Annotated in this window: 12 protein-coding genes; 6 read left to right on the top strand and 6 right to left on the bottom strand. The window is 71.9% G+C overall.

The window, feature by feature from the left end:
• Window positions 1-22: 22 nt before the first annotated feature.
• Window positions 23-526: a Fur family transcriptional regulator gene (locus tag ABD241_RS11495; protein ID WP_344062252.1), complete on the top strand. Its 504-nt coding sequence runs from the start codon at window positions 23-25 to the stop codon at window positions 524-526.
• A 170-nt stretch (window positions 527-696) separates the two neighbouring features.
• On the opposite strand, the gene ABD241_RS11490 is transcribed toward ABD241_RS11495, so the two are convergent.
• The 4 genes from ABD241_RS11490 to ABD241_RS11475 are packed head-to-tail and all read right to left on the bottom strand — an operon-like array spanning window position 697 to window position 6,099.
• Window positions 697-2,916, bottom strand: coding sequence for an alpha-galactosidase (locus ABD241_RS11490; RefSeq protein ID WP_344062249.1), 2,220 nt, complete (start codon window positions 2,914-2,916; stop codon window positions 697-699).
• 1 nt (window position 2,917) lies between these two features.
• Window positions 2,918-3,835, bottom strand: a complete 918-nt coding sequence (locus tag ABD241_RS11485) for a carbohydrate ABC transporter permease (RefSeq protein ID WP_344062246.1) — start codon at window positions 3,833-3,835, stop codon at window positions 2,918-2,920.
• A 1-nt stretch (window position 3,836) separates the two neighbouring features.
• The gene (locus ABD241_RS11480) at window positions 3,837-4,730 is read right to left on the bottom strand and encodes a carbohydrate ABC transporter permease (RefSeq protein WP_344062243.1); all 894 of its coding nucleotides are present in this window, start codon (window positions 4,728-4,730) and stop codon (window positions 3,837-3,839) included.
• 16 nt (window positions 4,731-4,746) lie between these two features.
• Window positions 4,747-6,099, bottom strand: coding sequence for an ABC transporter substrate-binding protein (locus ABD241_RS11475; protein ID WP_344062241.1), 1,353 nt, complete (start codon window positions 6,097-6,099; stop codon window positions 4,747-4,749).
• 341 nt (window positions 6,100-6,440) lie between these two features.
• On the opposite strand from ABD241_RS11475, the gene ABD241_RS11470 reads away from it, so the two are divergent.
• From ABD241_RS11470 to ABD241_RS11450, 5 genes are read left to right on the top strand one after another with little or no spacing between them, the layout of a single operon-like run.
• Entirely contained in the window at window positions 6,441-8,435 is a 1,995-nt protein-coding gene (locus tag ABD241_RS11470; protein ID WP_344062239.1) for a beta-galactosidase, read from the top strand.
• A 2-nt stretch (window positions 8,436-8,437) separates the two neighbouring features.
• Window positions 8,438-9,214 (top strand): DeoR/GlpR family DNA-binding transcription regulator, encoded by a 777-nt coding sequence (locus ABD241_RS11465; RefSeq protein ID WP_344062236.1) that lies wholly within the window; start codon window positions 8,438-8,440, stop codon window positions 9,212-9,214.
• Complete coding sequence (gene galT / locus ABD241_RS11460) at window positions 9,214-10,383, top strand: galactose-1-phosphate uridylyltransferase (protein ID WP_344062232.1); 1,170 nt, start codon at window positions 9,214-9,216, stop codon at window positions 10,381-10,383. Before ABD241_RS11465 ends, galT begins: the two co-directional genes overlap by 1 nt.
• Window positions 10,380-11,564: a galactokinase gene (gene galK, locus ABD241_RS11455; protein ID WP_344062229.1), complete on the top strand. Its 1,185-nt coding sequence runs from the start codon at window positions 10,380-10,382 to the stop codon at window positions 11,562-11,564. The genes galT and galK overlap by 4 nt, the downstream gene beginning before the upstream one ends.
• Before the next feature lie 55 nt (window positions 11,565-11,619).
• Window positions 11,620-13,056, top strand: coding sequence for a carboxylesterase/lipase family protein (locus tag ABD241_RS11450; RefSeq protein ID WP_344062226.1), 1,437 nt, complete (start codon window positions 11,620-11,622; stop codon window positions 13,054-13,056).
• A gap of 66 nt (window positions 13,057-13,122) precedes the next feature.
• Here ABD241_RS11450 and ABD241_RS11445 read toward each other — a convergent pair whose 3' ends face one another.
• Both ABD241_RS11445 and ABD241_RS11440 read right to left on the bottom strand, forming a co-directional pair.
• Complete coding sequence (locus tag ABD241_RS11445) at window positions 13,123-13,743, bottom strand: superoxide dismutase (protein ID WP_344062223.1); 621 nt, start codon at window positions 13,741-13,743, stop codon at window positions 13,123-13,125.
• A 56-nt stretch (window positions 13,744-13,799) separates the two neighbouring features.
• Window positions 13,800-17,258, bottom strand: coding sequence for a DEAD/DEAH box helicase (locus ABD241_RS11440; RefSeq protein ID WP_344062220.1), 3,459 nt, complete (start codon window positions 17,256-17,258; stop codon window positions 13,800-13,802).
• Between the last annotated feature and the right edge of the window lie 2 nt (window positions 17,259-17,260).

The following is a 17,260-nucleotide window of genomic DNA, read 5'->3' as shown; positions in this document are numbered from 1 at the left end:
TGCCACTGCGGATAATGGGGACGTGGCCACCTCCGCCGACCACCCGACCGACAGCGCCCGCGTCACCGGCGCCGTCTCCCGGCTGCGGTCCGCGGGTGAGCGGGTCACGGCCGCGAGGTATGCCGTCCTGCGCGTCGTCGACGCCGCCGACCGCGCCGACGAGCACCTGACCGCCGAGCAGATCGGGGCGCGGGTCGCCGAGGCGGAGCCGGCCGTCCACCGCGCCACGGTCTACCGGACCCTGACCTCGCTCGTGGAGACCGGCGTGCTGTCGCACGTGCACCTCGGCGGCACCGCGACCATCTACCACCTGACCGAGCCGGCGTCCCTCGAGGAGGACCCGCAGCCGCACGACCACCAGCACGAGCACGCGCACGTGCAGTGCCACGAGTGCGGGCGCGTCCTCGACGTCCCGCCCGAGCTGTTCGACGACGTGCGGGAGCGACTCCGCGCCGAGCTCGACTTCGAGCTCGACACCGGCCATGCGGCCCTGCTCGGCACCTGCCGCGACTGCCGCCCCACCTGACAACCGTCGAGAGGCCACGACACGCCGCCTGCCTCACGTCGAGTGGCCACGTGTGGCCACGGAGTGCGGCCACACGTGGCCTCTCGACGGTGACGAGACGGCCACTCGTGGCCTCTCGACGATGGCCAGGCGGCCACACGTGGCCTCTCGACGGGTGGGTCGGGGGTGGGTCAGCGGGCGTGGAGCTCGAGCAGGTAGCCCTGCGCCGGTCCGACGACCGGCACCGGCAGGCCGACGCCCGTCAGGACCGAGCCCGGGACGACGAGACCGTCGGCCGAGAGCGCGGCCTCCCACCAGGCGGGCGGGGCCTGCTGCACCACGGCGGGCAGGCCTGCCTCGGGTCGGACGCGGACGGCATACGACCGGGCGGGATCGAGGCCCGGGAGGGGCAGCGCCCCGGCCACCGCGTCACGACCCGTGACCAGACGGGCGACGGTGTATGCCGCATGGCCGCGGTCGGCGTCGACCGTGCCGGTCACCAGGACGGTCCCGTCCGGGCTCTCCGACCGCACGAGGTCGCCGGTGTGCAGCAGCGGGCGCAGCTCGCGCGCCAGCGCCGTCCACCGCGTCAGCGCCTCCAGCTCCTCGGGTGAGCAGCCGGTGATGTCCCACTCGAGCCCGGCGTGTCCCTGCAGGGCCATGAGCAGGCGGAAGCCGAGGTCGACCGTGCGGTGCGTCGTGTGTGCGGTCGCCGGCCCGACGTGCGTGCCCATCAGCTCCGGCGGCACGAGCAGGCTGGTCCACCGCTGGATGCCCGCGCGCTCGAGGGCGTCGTTGCAGTCACTCGTCCAGATGCGGTCCGTGCGGTCCAGGACCGCGAAGTCCACCCGCGCACCGCCGCTGCTGCACGACTCGATCTCGAGCTGCGGGTGACGGGCCCGCAGGTCGTCGAGCAGGCGGTAGAAGGCCAGCGTGTGCGCGTGCACGGCCGGGGCGTCGATCCGCCGGCGGCCCGCCCGGTCGACGGTGTGCACCGCCTCGAGCAGGTCCCGGTTGTGGTCCCACTTGATGTAGTCGATGCCGTACTGGCCCACGAGAGCGCTGATCCGCTCGAGCAGCTGCTCGCGCGCGTCGTCGTGGGTCAGGTCGAGCAGCTGCTGGTGGCGCCACTCGCGCGGTGAGCCGGCAGCCGGGCGCAGCACCCACTCCGGGTGGGCGCGCACGAGGTCGCTGTCCTCGTTGACCATCTCGGGCTCGAACCACAGGCCGAACTCGAGCCCGAGCCCCTTGACGTGGTCGACGAGCGGCGAGAGGCCCTGCGGCCACACGTCGCTCGAGACCACCCAGTCCCCGAGCCCCGCGCGGTCGTGCCGGCGGCTGCCGAACCACCCGTCGTCGAGGACGAAGCGCTCGACCCCGATGCGTGCCGCGGTGTCGGCGAGCGCCTTGAGGTGGTCGAGGTCGGTCTCGAAGTAGACGGCCTCCCACGTGTTGAGCACGACCGGGCGCGGGCGCGACGGGTGTCCCGGCCGCGCCCGCAGGCTCCGGTGGAGGCGGCGGGAGAGCCCGTCTAGGCCGTCGGTGGAGTGGACGAAGACGACGGTCGGGGCGGCATACGTCTCCCCCGGCGCGAGGCGGACCTCGCCCGGCGCGAGGAGCTCGCCGCCGCCGAGGACGGCGTGGTGGCGTCCTGCGCCCTCGGGCAGCGCCTCGACGAGGTGCTCGTGGTTGCCACTCCACGCGGTGTGCACGGCCCAGACCTCGCCTGTGCCCCAGTCGAACCCGCGAGTTCCGGCCATGAGGAGGAGGGTTGCGTCGTGGCCGGTGCGGCCCCGCCGGCTGGCCCGCAGGTGCGTGCCGTGGTCGAGGCGGCTGCGCTGCGGCGAGCGCTCGCGGCACCAGCGCCCGGTGAGGTCGAGCACCTCGTCCGCGCGCACCGGCAGCGGCAGGATCGCCCGCAGCGCCGACACGTCGAGCGGCGCAGGGCCGTCGGCCTCGTTCGTCACCGACGCGTCGACCCGCAGCACGCCGTGCTCGTCGAGCGAGTGCCGCAGCTCCAGCCGTATGCCGTCGCGCGAGGTCGCGCGCGTGACGAGCGTCGTGCCCTCGGCGGAGCACACGGCCTCCTGCCAGCGGACGGCGCTCGCGCCACCGCCACGGTGCCCGGCCCAGCCGGGGGTGCCCGACCAGCCGTCGGCCTCGCCGGGCAGGACGGTCAGCGGCCACGCCTCGTCGAGCGCGCTCGGCGGCGCCGGCGCCGTCGTGACGGCGGCCAGGGCGGCATACGTGCTCGCCCCGCCCTCGAGCACGGGGCCCCAGTGGACCACCTCGGGCAGGCCCGAGCCGCCGGGCCGCGGCTGGAGCACCAGCGCGGTCCCGGCGGACTCGACGTGGACGGTGGACTGGGAGCCGTCGGACTGGAGGCCGGCAGCGGTCAGGTCGTCGGTCACGTCATCCCTTCGTCGCGCCGAGCGTGAGGCCCGCCACGAAGTGTTTCTGGAGCACGAAGAAGATCACCAGCGTGGGGACGGCGATGATCATCGATCCCGCTGCCACGAGGTTGTTGTCGGTGAAGAACTGGCCCCGGAGGTTGTTGATCGAGCTCGTCACCGGGTACTTGTCGCCCTGCTGGAACAGCACCGTGGCCCAGAAGAACTCGTTGTAGATCCACGTGGTCTGCAGCACGGCCAGGGCCGCGAGGGCGGGACGGCACAGCGGCAGGGTGATCTGCCAGAACTGCCGTGTCACGCTCGCGCCGTCGATGACGGCCGACTCGTAGAGCTCCTTCGGCAGGGCCTTCATGTAGTTGCTGAGCACGAAGGCGCAGAAGCCCGTCTGGAACGCGACGTTGACGAGGATGACGCCCTGGAAGCTGTTGAGCAGCGTGCCCGACTCGCTGAACCAGAACGGCACCTGGATCGCCCGGAACATCCGGTAGACCGGGATGAGCAGCGCCTGCGGCGGCAGCAGGTTCGCGGCCAGGAAGAAGCCCAGCAGGGCGATGTTGATCTTCCACGAGAAGCGCGCGACGACGAAGGCGACGCACGACGAGAGGAAGAGCGTCAGCAGCACGGCCGGGACCGTGATGATGAACGAGTTCCAGAAGTGCAGGCCGAAGTCGCCCTGGCTCCAGGCGTTCTTGTAGTTGTCGAGCGTGAAGCCGCCCCAGGAGACGTAGCCGTTCTTCGCGGTGTACGCGTAGTCGCGGAACGAGTTGACGAGCGCGAGCAGCAGCGGGAAGAGCCAGATCAGCGAGATGAGGGTCAGCACCACTGGCATGAGCCAGCGCCGCCCGGACTTCGGCCCTCCCTCGTGCGGCTTGAGCAGCGCCTCCGTCCGGTCCTGCACCGGGTCTGCGGTGACGGACATGTCAGTCCTCCTTCATGGCGATGCGCAGGTAGACGATGACGAGCACGCTGGAGATCGCCAGCATGATCGTCGCGAGGGCCGAGCCGAAGCCGATGCGGCTCGCCTCACCGACGACGTTCTCCGTGACCAGGGTCGAGATGAGCTCGAGCCCGTTGCGGCCCTTGTTGATCACCCACACGAGGTCGAAGGCACGCAGCGACTCGATGAAGGTGACGACGAGGACGATGATGTTGATCGGGCGCATCACCGGGAAGACGACTCGGAAGAAGGTCGTCGTCTCGCTCGCACCGTCGATCTTCGCCGCCTCGCGCAGCGACGGGTCCACGCCCTTGAGGCCGGCCAGGTAGAGCAGCATGATGTAGCCGGCGTGCCGCCAGGACGCCGCGACCAGGGCCGCCCACAGGTTGACGCTGGGGTCGCCGTACCAGTCGGTGGTGCCACCGGTGACGGCGTTGAGCAGGCCCTGGTCACGGGAGTAGATCAGCTGCCAGATGAAGCCGATCAGCGCCACGGACAGCACGACCGGTAGGTAGATGCTCGTCTGGTAGAACCGCGTGCCCGCCACGCCACGGTCGACGAGCACCGCGAACAGCATCCCGAGCGGGGTGGCGATCAGGAAGAGCACCGCCAGCCAGATCAGGTTGTGCTGGATCGCCGGCCAGAACGGCGGGTAGATGGTGGCGATGTCCTGGTAGTTCTTCAGCCCGACCGACTTGATGCTGGAGAGCGGCCCGATCCCGTCCCAGTTGGTGAAGGAGAGCAGGACCGAGCCGATCGCCGGAAGCCAGATCAGCCAGGTGACCAGGACGGTCGGCACCACCACCATCAGGGCCACGACGACCTTGTCTCGTGTCGAGAGCTGGTCGATGCCTTTGTACGTGCGCTTGCCCGCCATGGGACTCGCCTCTCGCTCAGGAACCGAAGATGCTCTTCTTCTGGGCCTCGATGCTGCTGGTGAGGCCGTCGATGTCCTTCGGGTTCTTGATGAACGACTGGATGGCCGGGATCATGACGGTCGAGGCGAAGTCGGGACGGGTGTCGCGGTCCATGAACTGCGAGATCGACTTGGCGTTCTTGATGAACTCGAGCGACTTCTTCTGCAGCGCCGTGTAGCCACTGGTGTCGGCGGTGGTGTTCGTCGCGATGACGCTGGGGTCGGCCTTGAGGGCGAGGAGCTGGGCCTCGGGCTGCGAGATGTAGAGGAGCAGCTTCTTGGCGGCGGCCTCGTTCTTGGGCCGGGCGCTCATCATGTAGCCGTCGATGGGGGCCTCGACCGCGTCCGTGCCGATCGTCGAGTCGATCTCCGGGAAGCCGAAGAAGTCGAGGTCCTCCTGGTCGGCACCCTTGGTGAACTGCTGGGCGACGAACGAGCCGAGGAGGTACATCCCGGCCTTCTTCTGCTGGAGGGACTGCGCCGCCTCCTGCCAGGTGCGACCCAGCGAGTCGGGCTGGTGCAGCGGGAGGATCCCCGCCCAGGTGTCGAAGACCTTCTTGACCTTGGGGTCGGTCCACGACTCCTTGCCGGCCATCAGGCTGATGTGGAAGTCGTAGCCGTTGACGCGCATGTTGATCTGGTCGAACGTGCCCATGGCGGGCCAGCCGTCCTTGTCGCCGAAGGCGATCGGCACGAGGCCGTCCTTCTTCATCTGCGCGCCCAGGGCGTTGAGGTCGTCGAGGGTCTTCGGGACCTGGTAGCCCTTCGCCTTGAAGACGCTCGGGCGGTAGAACATGGCCCAGGGGTAGTTCGTGATCGGCACGAAGTACTGCTTGCCGTCGGCCCCGGTGGACGCCTTCTTCAGGGCGTCGCTCATGCCGGTGATGCTCTTCCACACGTCGGAGATGTCCCCGACGAGTCCCTTCTCGGCGAAGAACTGCATGCGGTAGCCGGCGAACCACGTGAAGACGTCGTCGGGCGAGCCCTGCAGGTAGTTGTTGATGTTCTCCTGGAAGGAGTTGTGGTCGATGGTGTTGATCTTGACCGTGGTGCCGGGGTTCGCCTTGGCGAAGGCGTCCATGTAGGACTGGACGGCGGCCTTGGGCACGGCGTCCGACTGGTTGGAGCCGACGGTCACGGTGCCCGTGACAGCCCCAGTCGGGGCGCCGCTGCTGCTGTTGCTGTTGGAGCCGCAGGCGGCGAGGCCACCGGCCCCGAGGAGTGCGCCGACGCCGAGGGCGCCACGCAGCAGGGTCCGACGGTCGACGCCGCGGACGGAGGGGGGAACCATGCGGGCCAGGTACTCGGCCTCACTCGAGGGGCGGGTCATTGCGATCTCCTTTGACGCTCTGCCGGGTCCGTTGTCGAGAATGGCGACAGAGTCGAACAGGCGTCACCAGAATCCTCCAACAACAAACAGAGAATGTCGGGGCATCCATCGCGTGTCAAGGCTTTCCCGCAAACCGGCGAGGAGCTGCGACCGAACCGAGACCTTTCCCGCCGAAGGCACACGCGATTTGTGCTGATGCAGGGAATTCGTCTGTCACAGAGGGGCGGGCGCCGCGCGCCGCCACCCCCCCGCTCCCGTGAGCCTGGCGGTGGCGAGTCACGTGCGATTCGGGTGTTGGAAAATGTTGACATCGCGACGGCAGAGGCGACACCCTGTGTCCCATGCGCTCATGGCCGACGAAGACCCTGGCACTCGGTGGCGACTACAACCCGGAGCAGTGGCCCCGGTCGGTGTGGGACGAGGACATCGAGCTGATGCAGCGGGCCAACATCTCGTTCGTCAGCCTCGGGATCTTCTCGTGGAGCTGGCTGGAGCCGGCCAAGGGCGAGTACGAGTTCGAGTGGCTCGACACCATCATGGACAAGCTCCACGCGGGGGGCGTCGCCGTCGACCTCGCCACCGCCAACGCGACCCCGCCGCCGTGGCTCTCGGCCGCGCACCCCGAGATCCTGCCCGTCGACGTCGACGGCCACACCCTCTGGCCGGGCAGCCGGCAGGCCTGGTGCCCGACCTCCCCGGTCTTCAAGGAGTACGCGCTCGCCCTCACCCGGCAGCTGGCCACCCGCTACCACGAGCACCCCGCGCTCGCGATGTGGCACGTGTCCAACGAGTACGCCTGCCACAACCTGCCCTGCTACTGCGACGAGTGCGCCCGCCACTTCCGCACCTGGCTGCAGCACCGGTACCCGAACCTCGAGCGGCTCAACGACGCCTGGGGCACGGCCTTCTGGAGCCAGCGCTACACCGCCTGGGACCAGATCCTGCCGCCCCGCCGGTCGACGACCTTCAACAACCCGACCCACGTGCTCGACTACAAGCGGTTCAGCTCCGACGCCCTGCTCGACCACATGCTGGCCGAGCGCGCCGTGCTCGACGAGCTCTCCCCCGGCGTGCCGGTCACCACGAACTTCATGACGCTGACGGGCTTCCGGCACCTCGACTACTCGCAGTGGACCCCCACCGTCGACGTCGTCAGCACCGACCACTACATCGTCGACGCCCTGGACCACCCCCGCGCCGAGCTCGCCTACAGCGGTGACCTCACCCGCGGCCTCGCCGGCGGCGCGCCGTGGATGCTCATGGAGCACTCGACGAGCGCCGTGAACTGGCAGCCGACCAACCACGCCAAGGACTTCGGCCAGACCATCCGCGACGCGCTCGCGCACGTGGCCCGGGGCGCCGACACCATCGGCTGGTTCCAGTGGCGCCAGTCGCGGGCCGGGTCGGAGAAGTTCCACAGCGCCGTCGTGCCGCACGCCGGGCCCGACAGCGCCCGCTTCCGCGAGGTCGAGGAGCTCGGCCGCATCGCCGGGCGGCTTGGCGAGCTCGTGGGCAGCCGCGTCGAGTCGCGGGTCGCGATCCTGCACAACTACCAGGCGATCTGGGCGGCCGAGGGGCCGTGCATGCCCAGCTCCGAGCTCGACGCACTCGAGGCCGCGCACGCCGTCCACCGCCTGCTGCAGGAGCGCGGGGTCACGGCGGACGTCGTGCACCCGTCGGCCGACCTCACGGCATACGCCCTCGTCGTCGTCCCGCAGCTCTACCTCGTCAGCGACGAGCACGCGCGTGCCGTGACGGCGGCGGCCGAGGCCGGCGCGCAGGTGCTGGTCACGTACTTCTCGGGCATCAGCGACGAGGACGACCACGTGCGCCTCGGCGGCTACCCGGGCGCCTTCCGCGACCTGCTCGGCGTGCGGGTCGAGGAGTTCTTCCCGCTGGGCCGCACGGACACCGTCGCCCTCTCCGACGGCGCGGGCAGGTGGTGGAGCGAGGACGTGACCGCGCTCCCCGGCACGGAGGTGCTGAGCACGTACGCGTCGGGCCCGCTCACCGGCCGCCCCGCGGTCACGCGTCGCGACCTCCACGACGGCGGGGCTGCCTGGTACGTCAGCACCCTCCCTGACGACGCCACCCTGGGAGCCCTCCTCGACGACGTCCTCGCCGCGGCCGGCGTCGAGCCGGCGACGCCCGGCCTGCCACCGGGCGTCGAGGCCACGCGCCGTCGCGACGGCTCGCGCTCGTGGCTCTTCCTGCTCAACCACACCGACGAGCCGCAGGCCGTGGCCGCGACCGGGTACGACCTCGTCGCGGACACCCCTGTCGACGGCACGGTCCGCCTCGTCGCGGGTGGCGTGGCCGTGATCCGGGAGGACTGACGATGCTCGCCAGTCAGCGGCGCTCCGTCATCCTCGAGCTGGTGCAGGAGTCGGGGGCCGTCAAGGTGTCGGACCTCGTGGAGCGCCTCGGCGTGTCCGACATGACGATCCGCCGCGACATCGAGCGCCTCTCGAGCGACGGGCTGCTCGAGCGCGTGCACGGCGGCGCGCTGGCGCTCGACGGCAGCCGCAGCAGCGACGAGCCGGGCTTCTCCGCCAAGTCGCTGCTCCAGCTCGCGCAGAAGCAGGCGATCGCCCGTGCCGCGGCGCGCCACGTCGAGGCCGGCAGCTCCATCGGCGTCTCGGCGGGCACGACCACCTACGAGCTCGCCCGCGCCGTCAAGGACGTGCCCGCACTCACGGTCGTCACCAACTCCATCCCGGTGGCCCAGCTCCTCCACGAGTCCGGGGCCCCCGGCCAGACCGTCGTGCTGACCGGCGGCGTGCGCACCCCGTCCGACGCCCTCGTCGGCCCGGTCGCCGTGTCGGCACTGCGGTCCCTGCACGTCGACATCCTCTTCCTCGGCGCCCACGGCGTCGACGACCGGGCCGGCCTGACCACGCCCAACCTCGTCGAGGCGGAGACCAACCGCGCGCTCGTGGCCTCGGCGCGCCGGGTCTGCGTGCTCGCCGACTCCTCCAAGTGGGGCACGGTCGGACTCAGCACCTTCGCGGACCTCGCCGACGTCGACCTGTTCGTCACCGACACCGCCTTCCCGGAGCGCGCCCGCGAGGCCGTGCGCGAGACGGTCGGCTCCCTAGAGATCGCGGAGGCCTGATGTCCCTGCCCAACCCGGCTCCCGACCCGACCCCCACCCCCGGGCACTCCCCCGCGCACCCGGCCGCCCGCGTCACGACGAGGCACCTCGCCGACGGCCGCGAGATCATCTACGTCGACGAGCCCGGCACCCCCGAGCGCACCGCCGAGGACCCGCGTCCGGTCGAGCCGCGGGTGCAGTCCGGCGAGCTGCGTCACGACGCGCTCGTCGACGACTGGGTGGCCGTGGCCGCCCACCGCCAGCACCGCACGTTCATGCCGCCCAAGGACGAGTGCCCGCTCTGCCCTGCGGGCGTGGGCTCCGTCCCGTCGGAGATCCCCGAGCGCGACTACCAGGTCGTCGTCTTCGAGAACCGCTTCCCGTCGTATGCCGTCACCTCCGTCGGCGCCGACGTGCCCGACCCGTCGGGCATCTTCGGCACGCGGCCCGCGGTCGGCCGGTGCGAGGTCGTCTGCTTCACGAGCGACCACGAGTCGTCGTTCAAGGACCTGCCCGTCGAGCGCGTGCGCACCGTCATCGACACCTGGGCCCAGCGCACCGAGGCCCTCGGCGCGATCCCCGAGGTCGAGCAGGTCTTCGCCTTCGAGAACCGCGGCAAGGAGATCGGGGTGACGCTGCCCCACCCGCACGGCCAGATCTACGCCTACCCCTACCTGCCCGACCGCACGAAGTCCCTCCTCGAGGCGGCTCGGCGCCACCACGAGCGCACCGGCCGGCTCCTCGGCGCCGACATCCTCGCCGCCGAGCAGGCCGACGGCTCGAGGGTCGTCGTCTCGGGGACGCACTGGACGGCATACGTCCCCTTCGCGGCCCGCTGGCCGCTCGAGGTGCACCTGGCGCCGCACCGTGACGTGCCCGACCTCGTGGCGCTCGACGACGAGGAGCGCGACGAGCTCGCCGTCGTCTACCGCGACCTGCTCGGGCGCCTCGACCGCTACTACGTCGCAGAGGACGGTTCGCCGGTCAAGTTGCCCTACATCGCCGCCTGGCAGCAGGCGCCGGCCAAGACGGGCCGCGACGTGTCGCGGCTGCACCTGCAGGTGATGTCGGTGCTGCGCGGGCCGGGTCGCCTGAAGTTCCTCGCCGGGTCCGAGTCGGGCGTCGGTGGCTGGATCAACGACGTCGCCCCGGAGCGGGCCGCCGCGAGGCTGCGGGAGGTGGCGCCGTGAGCGAGCGCACCCCCGAGGAGGTCGTCGAGAACGTCCGCGCCGGGTTCGCCGAGCGCTACGGCCAGGAGCCCGAGGGCGTCTGGTCGGCACCGGGCCGCGTCAACCTCATCGGCGAGCACACCGACTACAACGGCGGTCTGTGCCTGCCGATCGCCCTTCCGCACCGGACGTATGCCGCCGCGTCCCGTCGTGACGACGCGATCCTGCGCATGGCGTCCGCCCAGCAGGACGGCGTCGTGGAGGTGCCCCTGGCCGACATCGGTCCGGACCGGCCCGGCGGCTGGGGCTCCTACGTCGCCGGCGTCCTCTGGTCGCTGCGCGAGGAGGGCCACGACGTGCCCGGGCTCGACGTGTTCGTCGACTCCACCGTGCCGGTCGGTGCCGGCCTGTCGAGCTCGGCCGCGCTCGAGTGCTCGGTCGCGGCGGCGGTCAGTGACCTCGCCGGTCTCGGCCTGCTCGAGGACGCCGACTCGCGGGCCCGTCTGGCCCAGGTGTGCATCCGCGCCGAGAACGAGATCGCCGGCGCCCCCACCGGCGGGATGGACCAGTCGGCGGCGCTGCTGGCCGACGAGGCCACCGCCCTGCTGCTCGACTGCCGCAGCTGGCAGACCGAGCAGGTGCCCTTCGACCTGGCCTCGGCCGGCTACGCGCTGCTCGTCACCGACACGCACGCGCACCACGAGCTCGTCGACGGGCAGTACGGCTCGCGACGGGAGTCGTGCGAGGAGGCCGCCCGGGTCCTCGGCGTCGACCTGCTCCGTGAGGTGCCGGCGTCGGGCCTGGACGCCGCACTCGAGAAGCTCCCCACCGACGAGATGCGGCGGCGGGTCAAGCACGTCGTCACCGAGATCGACCGCGTCGAGCAGGCCGTGGCGGCACTGCGCGCCGGCGACCTCGAGGAGGTGGGGCGCCTCTTCGACGCCTCCCACGTGTCGATGCGCGACGACTACGAGATCTCGTGCGAGGAGCTCGACGTGGCCACCGAGACGGCGCGGCAGCACGGCGCGCTCGGGGCCAGGATGACCGGCGGCGGCTTCGGTGGGTCGTGCATCGCGATCGTGCGCTCGGAGTCGGTCGCCGGGGTGTCGCGGGCCATCGACGCCGCCTTCGCGGAGCAGGGCTTCACCGCCCCGTCGTCGTTCGCCGTGACCGCATCCGGCTCCGCCCGTCGGGACCGCTGAACCCGACCGCCGGCGGCGGCTGGTGGGCCGACGGGTGCGCGAGGATGATCGGTCTGTGCACCTCGACATCGCGGTCGCCGGTGGCGTGGTCCGCGGCCGGACCGAGGAGGACCTGGCGGTCTTCCGCGGCATCCCCTACGCCGCCCCGCCCGAGCCGTTCGAGCCGCCCCGGCCGGTGGACCCCTGGGACGGCCCACGTGAGGCGATCGGCTTCGGCCCTCCCCCGCCGCAGTCGACGGCCTTCGGCATGGACCGGCAGTCCGCCGACGACGGCGACGACTGGCTGACGCTCAACGTGTGGTCGCCCGACCTCGGCGGAGCGCTGCCCGTGATGGTGTGGATCCAGGGCGGCGCCTACCTGTTCGGCATGTCCGGGCTGCCGGAGTACGACGGCGGCAACCTGGCCCGGGACGGCGTCGTGGTGGTGACCTTCAACTACCGCGTGGGGCTGGAGGGCTTCGGCCAGGTCGACGGGGCCGTCCCGAACCGCGGACTCCTCGACCAGGTCGCCGCGCTCGAGTGGGTGCAGGACAACATCCGCGGGTTCGGAGGGGACCCCGGTCGCGTCACCGTCTTCGGCCAGTCCGCCGGCGCCGGGTCGGTGGCCGCGCTGCTGGCGATGCCGCGGGCAGCTGGGCTGTTCCGCCGGGCGATCGCCCAGAGCGTCCCGGGAACCTACTTCACGCCGGAGCTGGCGGCCGACATCGCACGGGAGTGCGCCGCGGAGCTGGGCGTCACGCCGCCGCAGCTGCGTACCGTCGACCGCCGACTGCTGCCGGCCGCGGCCGACGCCGTCGCGGCGAGGATGGGCGACCTCGTGGGGCGCTGGGGACGGGCCGCGCACGCCTCCACCCCGCTCGCGCCCGTCGTCGACGGCGGCGTGCTGCCGACGACGCCGTGGCTGGGACTCACCGGGAAGGTGCAGCTCCTGGTGGGCCACACGCGGCACGAGCAGCGGTTGCTGACTGCTCTGAGCGGCATGCTCGGCGCGGTCACCCGGTCGCAGGCCGATGAGACAGCCCGCGTCTTCGCCCCCGACCCGCAGCGCTACCGCGAGAGCTTCCCGGACCCCGGGGAGCTCTACGAGGTCGTGCGCTCGGACTGGCTCTTCCGCATGCCCTCGCTGAAGCTCGCCCAGGCGCAGCTCGAGGTCGGCGGCACGGCATACCTCTACGAGCTGACCTGGCCCGCTCCCGGCATGGGCGGCGGCCTCGGCGCCTGCCACGGTCTCGACGTGCCGCTGGTGTTCGGCAACCTCACGGCCGGCCAGCCGGCCCTGCTGCTGGGGCCGCCGACCGCGGAGGCGCAGGGCGTCTCGGACCAGATGCGTCATGCCTGGACGGCGTTCGCCACCCACGGCGATCCGGGCTGGCCCACCCATGACACCGGCCTCACCCGGATCTTCGACGTCGAGCCTGCCGTCGTCGACTACCCCGAGCAGGTGTCCCGAGACGTCTGGGTGGACTACCCGGAGGTGCTCGACCTGGTCTGAGCATCCCGGGAGACGACGAAGGCGGTCACCCCGGAAAGGGGTGACCACCTTGCGCTCGCTGCCGGGTCAGGCGGGGAGGATGAGTCCCTTGGTCGCCTTGGCGCGCTCGAGGCGCTGCGCGACGTCCTGCCAGTTCACGACGTTCCACCAGGCCTTGACGTAGTCGGCCTTGACGTTCTCGTACTGCAGGTAGAAGGCGTGCTCCCACATGTCGAGCTGCAGCAGCGGGATCTGGCCCACGGGGATGTTGCCCTGCTGGTCGAACAGCTGCATGATGTGCGGCCGCTCGGCGATGGTGTCCCACGCCCAGATGGACCAGCCGGAGCCCTGGATCGCGTTGGCGTTGGCGTCGAAGTGCGCCTGGAACTTCTCGAAGCCGCCGAAGTACTCGTCGATCGCAGCCTTGACCTCGCCCTCGGGCTGGCCGCCACCGTCGGGGCTCATGTTCTTCCAGAAGACCGAGTGGTTCGTGTGACCACCGAGGTGGAAGGCGAGGTTCTTCTCCACACCGTTGAGCGCGGCGTAGTCGCCGGACTCACGCAGCTCCTCCAGCTTGGCGACGGCGGCGTTGGCACCGTCGACGTAGGCCTTGTGGTGCTTGCTGTGGTGCAGCTCCATGATGCGAGCGCTGATGTGCGGCTCGAGGGCTGCGTAGTCGTAGTCGAGCTCGGGAAGCGTGTAAGCCACGTGTCGTTCCTTTCTGGAGACCAATAGGCCCTTGCCACTCTATGCCGGAGTGACGATCACGTACCGAGCAGGTCGCGGACGTCGTCGGCGGTGATGGCACCGGAGAGCGAACCGCCCTCGTCGACGACCCGCTGGAAGAGGTCGCGCTTGCGCTCCTGCAGCGCGACCACCTTCTCCTCGATGGTCCCGGCGGAGACCAGGCGGTAGACGGTGACGGGGCGGTTCTGCCCGATGCGGTGCGCGCGGTCGATGGCCTGGGCCTCGGCCGCGGGGTTCCACCACGGGTCGAGGACGTAGACGTAGTCGGCCTCGGTGAGCGTCAGCCCGAAGCCGCCGGCCTTGAGGCTGATGAGGAACGCGACGGCCTCGCCCTCGCGGAAGCCGCGCACCACCGACTGCCGGTCGGTCGTCGACCCGTCGAGGTATGCCGTCTCGAGCCCCGCGCGGGTCAGCGCGGCCTCGACGATGCGCAGGAAGCCGGTGAACTGGCTGAAGACGAGCGCCCGGTGCCCCTCGGCGGCGAGCTCGCGCAGCTGGTCGACGAGGAAGTCGATCTTGGCGGCGGTGGCCTTGCCGCCGTGGGCGTCGTCGACGAGCACCGGGTCGAGGGCGAGCTGTCGCAGCCGGGTCAGCGCGGCGAGGATCGCGACGCGGTTGGCCTCGGGGTCGTCGAGCAGGCCGAGCACGCGCTGGCGTTCGCGCTGGAGGTGCTGGTCGTAGATGTGCCGGTGGACCGGGTGCGGGTCGAGCGCCATGACCTGGATCTGCTTGGGCGGCAGGTCGATCGCGACCTGCTCCTTGGTGCGGCGCAGCATCAGGGGCCGGATGCGCCGGCGCAGCAGGTCGAGCAGCTCGGGCCGCTCACCGGACTCGATGGGCTTGCGGTAGCTCTTGGTGAAGACGTCGGGCCGGGGGTAGAGGCCCGGGGCCGTCAGTGACAGCAGCGACCAGAGGTCCATCAGGGAGTTCTCGAGCGGGGTGCCGGTGACCGCGATGGTGAAGGGCGCCCCGAGGCGGCGCACGGCCACGTGCGTCTTGGCCTGGCGGTTCTTCACGAACTGCGCCTCGTCGAGCACGACGCCGCCCCACCGCACGGAGTGGAAGGCGGCGTCGTCGAGGCGCAGGACGGCATACGAGGTGATGACGACCTCGGCGCCGGCCACGGTCTCGGCGAGGGTCGTCCCGCGCTTGCGCTCGGTGGCGGTCACGGCTACAGCGGGCAGGTGCGGGGCGAAGGTCTCGAGCTCGCCCATCCACGTGCCGACGACGCTCGTGGGCGCCACGACCAGGACCGGCCCCCGGGAGCGCGGGCCGCTCTCCCCCAGCTCGCCACGGTCGTGGGCGCGGACCAGGGCCGCGATGACCTGCAGCGTCTTGCCCAGCCCCATGTCGTCGGCGAGGATGCCGCCGAGCTGCGCGTCCCACAGCCGCGCGAGCCAGCGGTAGCCGTCGAGCTGGTAGGGGCGCAGGGTCGCGCGCAGGTCGGGCGGCGGCTCGGCGAGCGGGCCCTCCTCGAGCGAGCCGAGGGCCTCGACGTTGGCCGCCCAGCGGGCGCTCTGCTCGTCGACGACGCCGAGGGCCACGAGCTCGTCCCACAGGTCGGCGTGGTGGGCGCTGAGGCGCAGTGCGCCCGTGTCGGGGTCGGCGATCTCGCGGGCCTCCTCGATGAGGTCGCGGAGGCGACGCAGCTCGGGCCGGTCGAGGCGGAAGAACGCGCCGGAGTCGAGCAGCATGATGTCGTCGCCTCGGGCGAGGGCGCCGAAGAGCGGCTCGAACGGCACCTCCTCCCCGTCGACCTCGACGGAGACGTGGAGGTCGAACCAGTCGCTGCGCTCGTCGTCGGGCTGGTCGGGCTGGTCGCCGGTGCGCGCGTCACGGTGGCGGCTCTCGGTCGCCCCCAGCCGGACCACCGGCGCGGACGTCACCTCCTCGTAGGAGGGCAGGTCGTCGTCCACGTCGACCGTGACGTGCTCGTCGGCCTCGAGGAGCGGCAGGACGTCGGCGACGAACCGGGCGGCGTCGAGGCCGGTGAGGACCACGCGCGGGACGAGGTAGGGGTGACCGGCGATGTCGCTGCGCAGCGCCCCCGGCAGCGAGCGCAGTGACGTCGCGGCCTGCACGGCGGCGGCCTCGGCGTCACGGTCGCGCCCGCCCATGGTGCCGAACCGGGTCGTCGTGAAGGGCCGAGGCGTGCCGTCGTAGGCGTGGCCGAGGTCGATGCGCACCTCCCCGGGCGCGTCGCTGACGACCCGGACGTGCACCGTCACGACCTCGGTGCGCGCCTCGGCGGGCAGGTCGGGCGCGGGCAGCGGGACCTCGGAGCGGACCCGCAGCCGCTCGCGCAGGCCCGGCACCACCGATCGCAGGAAGCGCCCTCGCTCGTCGGCGGGGACCCGCAGCCCGGCGAGCGCCGCGGCGAGGGCGTCGGGGCCGAGGTCGAGCTCCTGCTCCAGGGGGACGAAGGTCAGGGACCCGTCGTCGCCCTCGACCGCCACCGCGTGGACGGGGTCGCCGAGGTAGAGCCGCTCGCCGGCCGGGTCGTGCCCGGCCTCGTCGGGCAGGCCCTCGATCTCGACGTCGAGGTCGAGGTCGCCGCTGCCATCGCCGGCGCGCTTGACGAGCAGCACGAGCGAGGCGCCGTCGTCGGCGATGCGGACCGGCCCGGTGACGCCCTCGCCGGGCAGGATCTCGATGCCGGCGGCCCGCGCCTCGCGCAGCAGCGGCCAGACCTCGGCGGTGGCGTCGAGCGACAGGGGCGGGGTCGCGGAGAAGTAGGTGGTGCTGCCCGAGCCCTGCCGGGCGACGTCGTGCAGGCGGCCCATGATGCGCTCGTGCTCGGGCAGGAAACGGATCCCGGCTCGCCACTGCGGCAGGGCATCGTGCCACGAGAGCGTGCGGTGCCACGTGCCGGCGCGCGTCCAGCGGGTCGGGCGCAGGCCGTAGCTCAGCTCGGGCAGTCCCCGACGGCCGCGCTGGTCGCGGTAGACGGTGTCGACGAACAGCCCGGCCGGCATGAGGTCGCCCCGCGGCTCGGGCCGCGAGGCGACGGGCGCCTCGACCGGGCGCGGGCGGACGTGGCCGAAGACGTCGGACCAGTGCGGCGGCACGGCGACTCCCGGCTCCTGCTGCTCGGGCACCCGCTCGGCGCCCCCGGTCGCGTCTGCGCCGGTCGGGGGCTCCACGACGCGACCGTGCGCGACGTCGCGCGCGGTGACCATGAGGGCCACCACGTGCTTGCAGTCGGCCGCGACCGGGCAGCTGCAGCGCCCGCTCCACAGGTGCGAGCGGCCCTTCGGGTGCGGGCGTGCCTCGATGATCGTCTGGTAGGTCTCGGTGCCGCTGCCCTGGATGGTGCCGAGCAGCATCATCCCGTCGGGACGGGTGGCCAGCGAGCGCACCCGGCGCTCGGCGGCATACGCCATCCCGCGCTCGAAGGTGCGCGAGCCGACCTGCTGGGCGATGTCGGGGTCGGTGACGTCAGCCACCCACGTCGCTCGACCCACGCTCCATGCCACCC

Origin of the sequence: Terrabacter lapilli (genome assembly GCF_039531305.1) — a bacterium.
Lineage (GTDB): Bacteria > Actinomycetota > Actinomycetes > Actinomycetales > Dermatophilaceae > Terrabacter > Terrabacter lapilli.
Note: the sequence above shows the minus strand (reverse complement) of the source record. Positions and strands in the feature narration are given on the sequence as shown.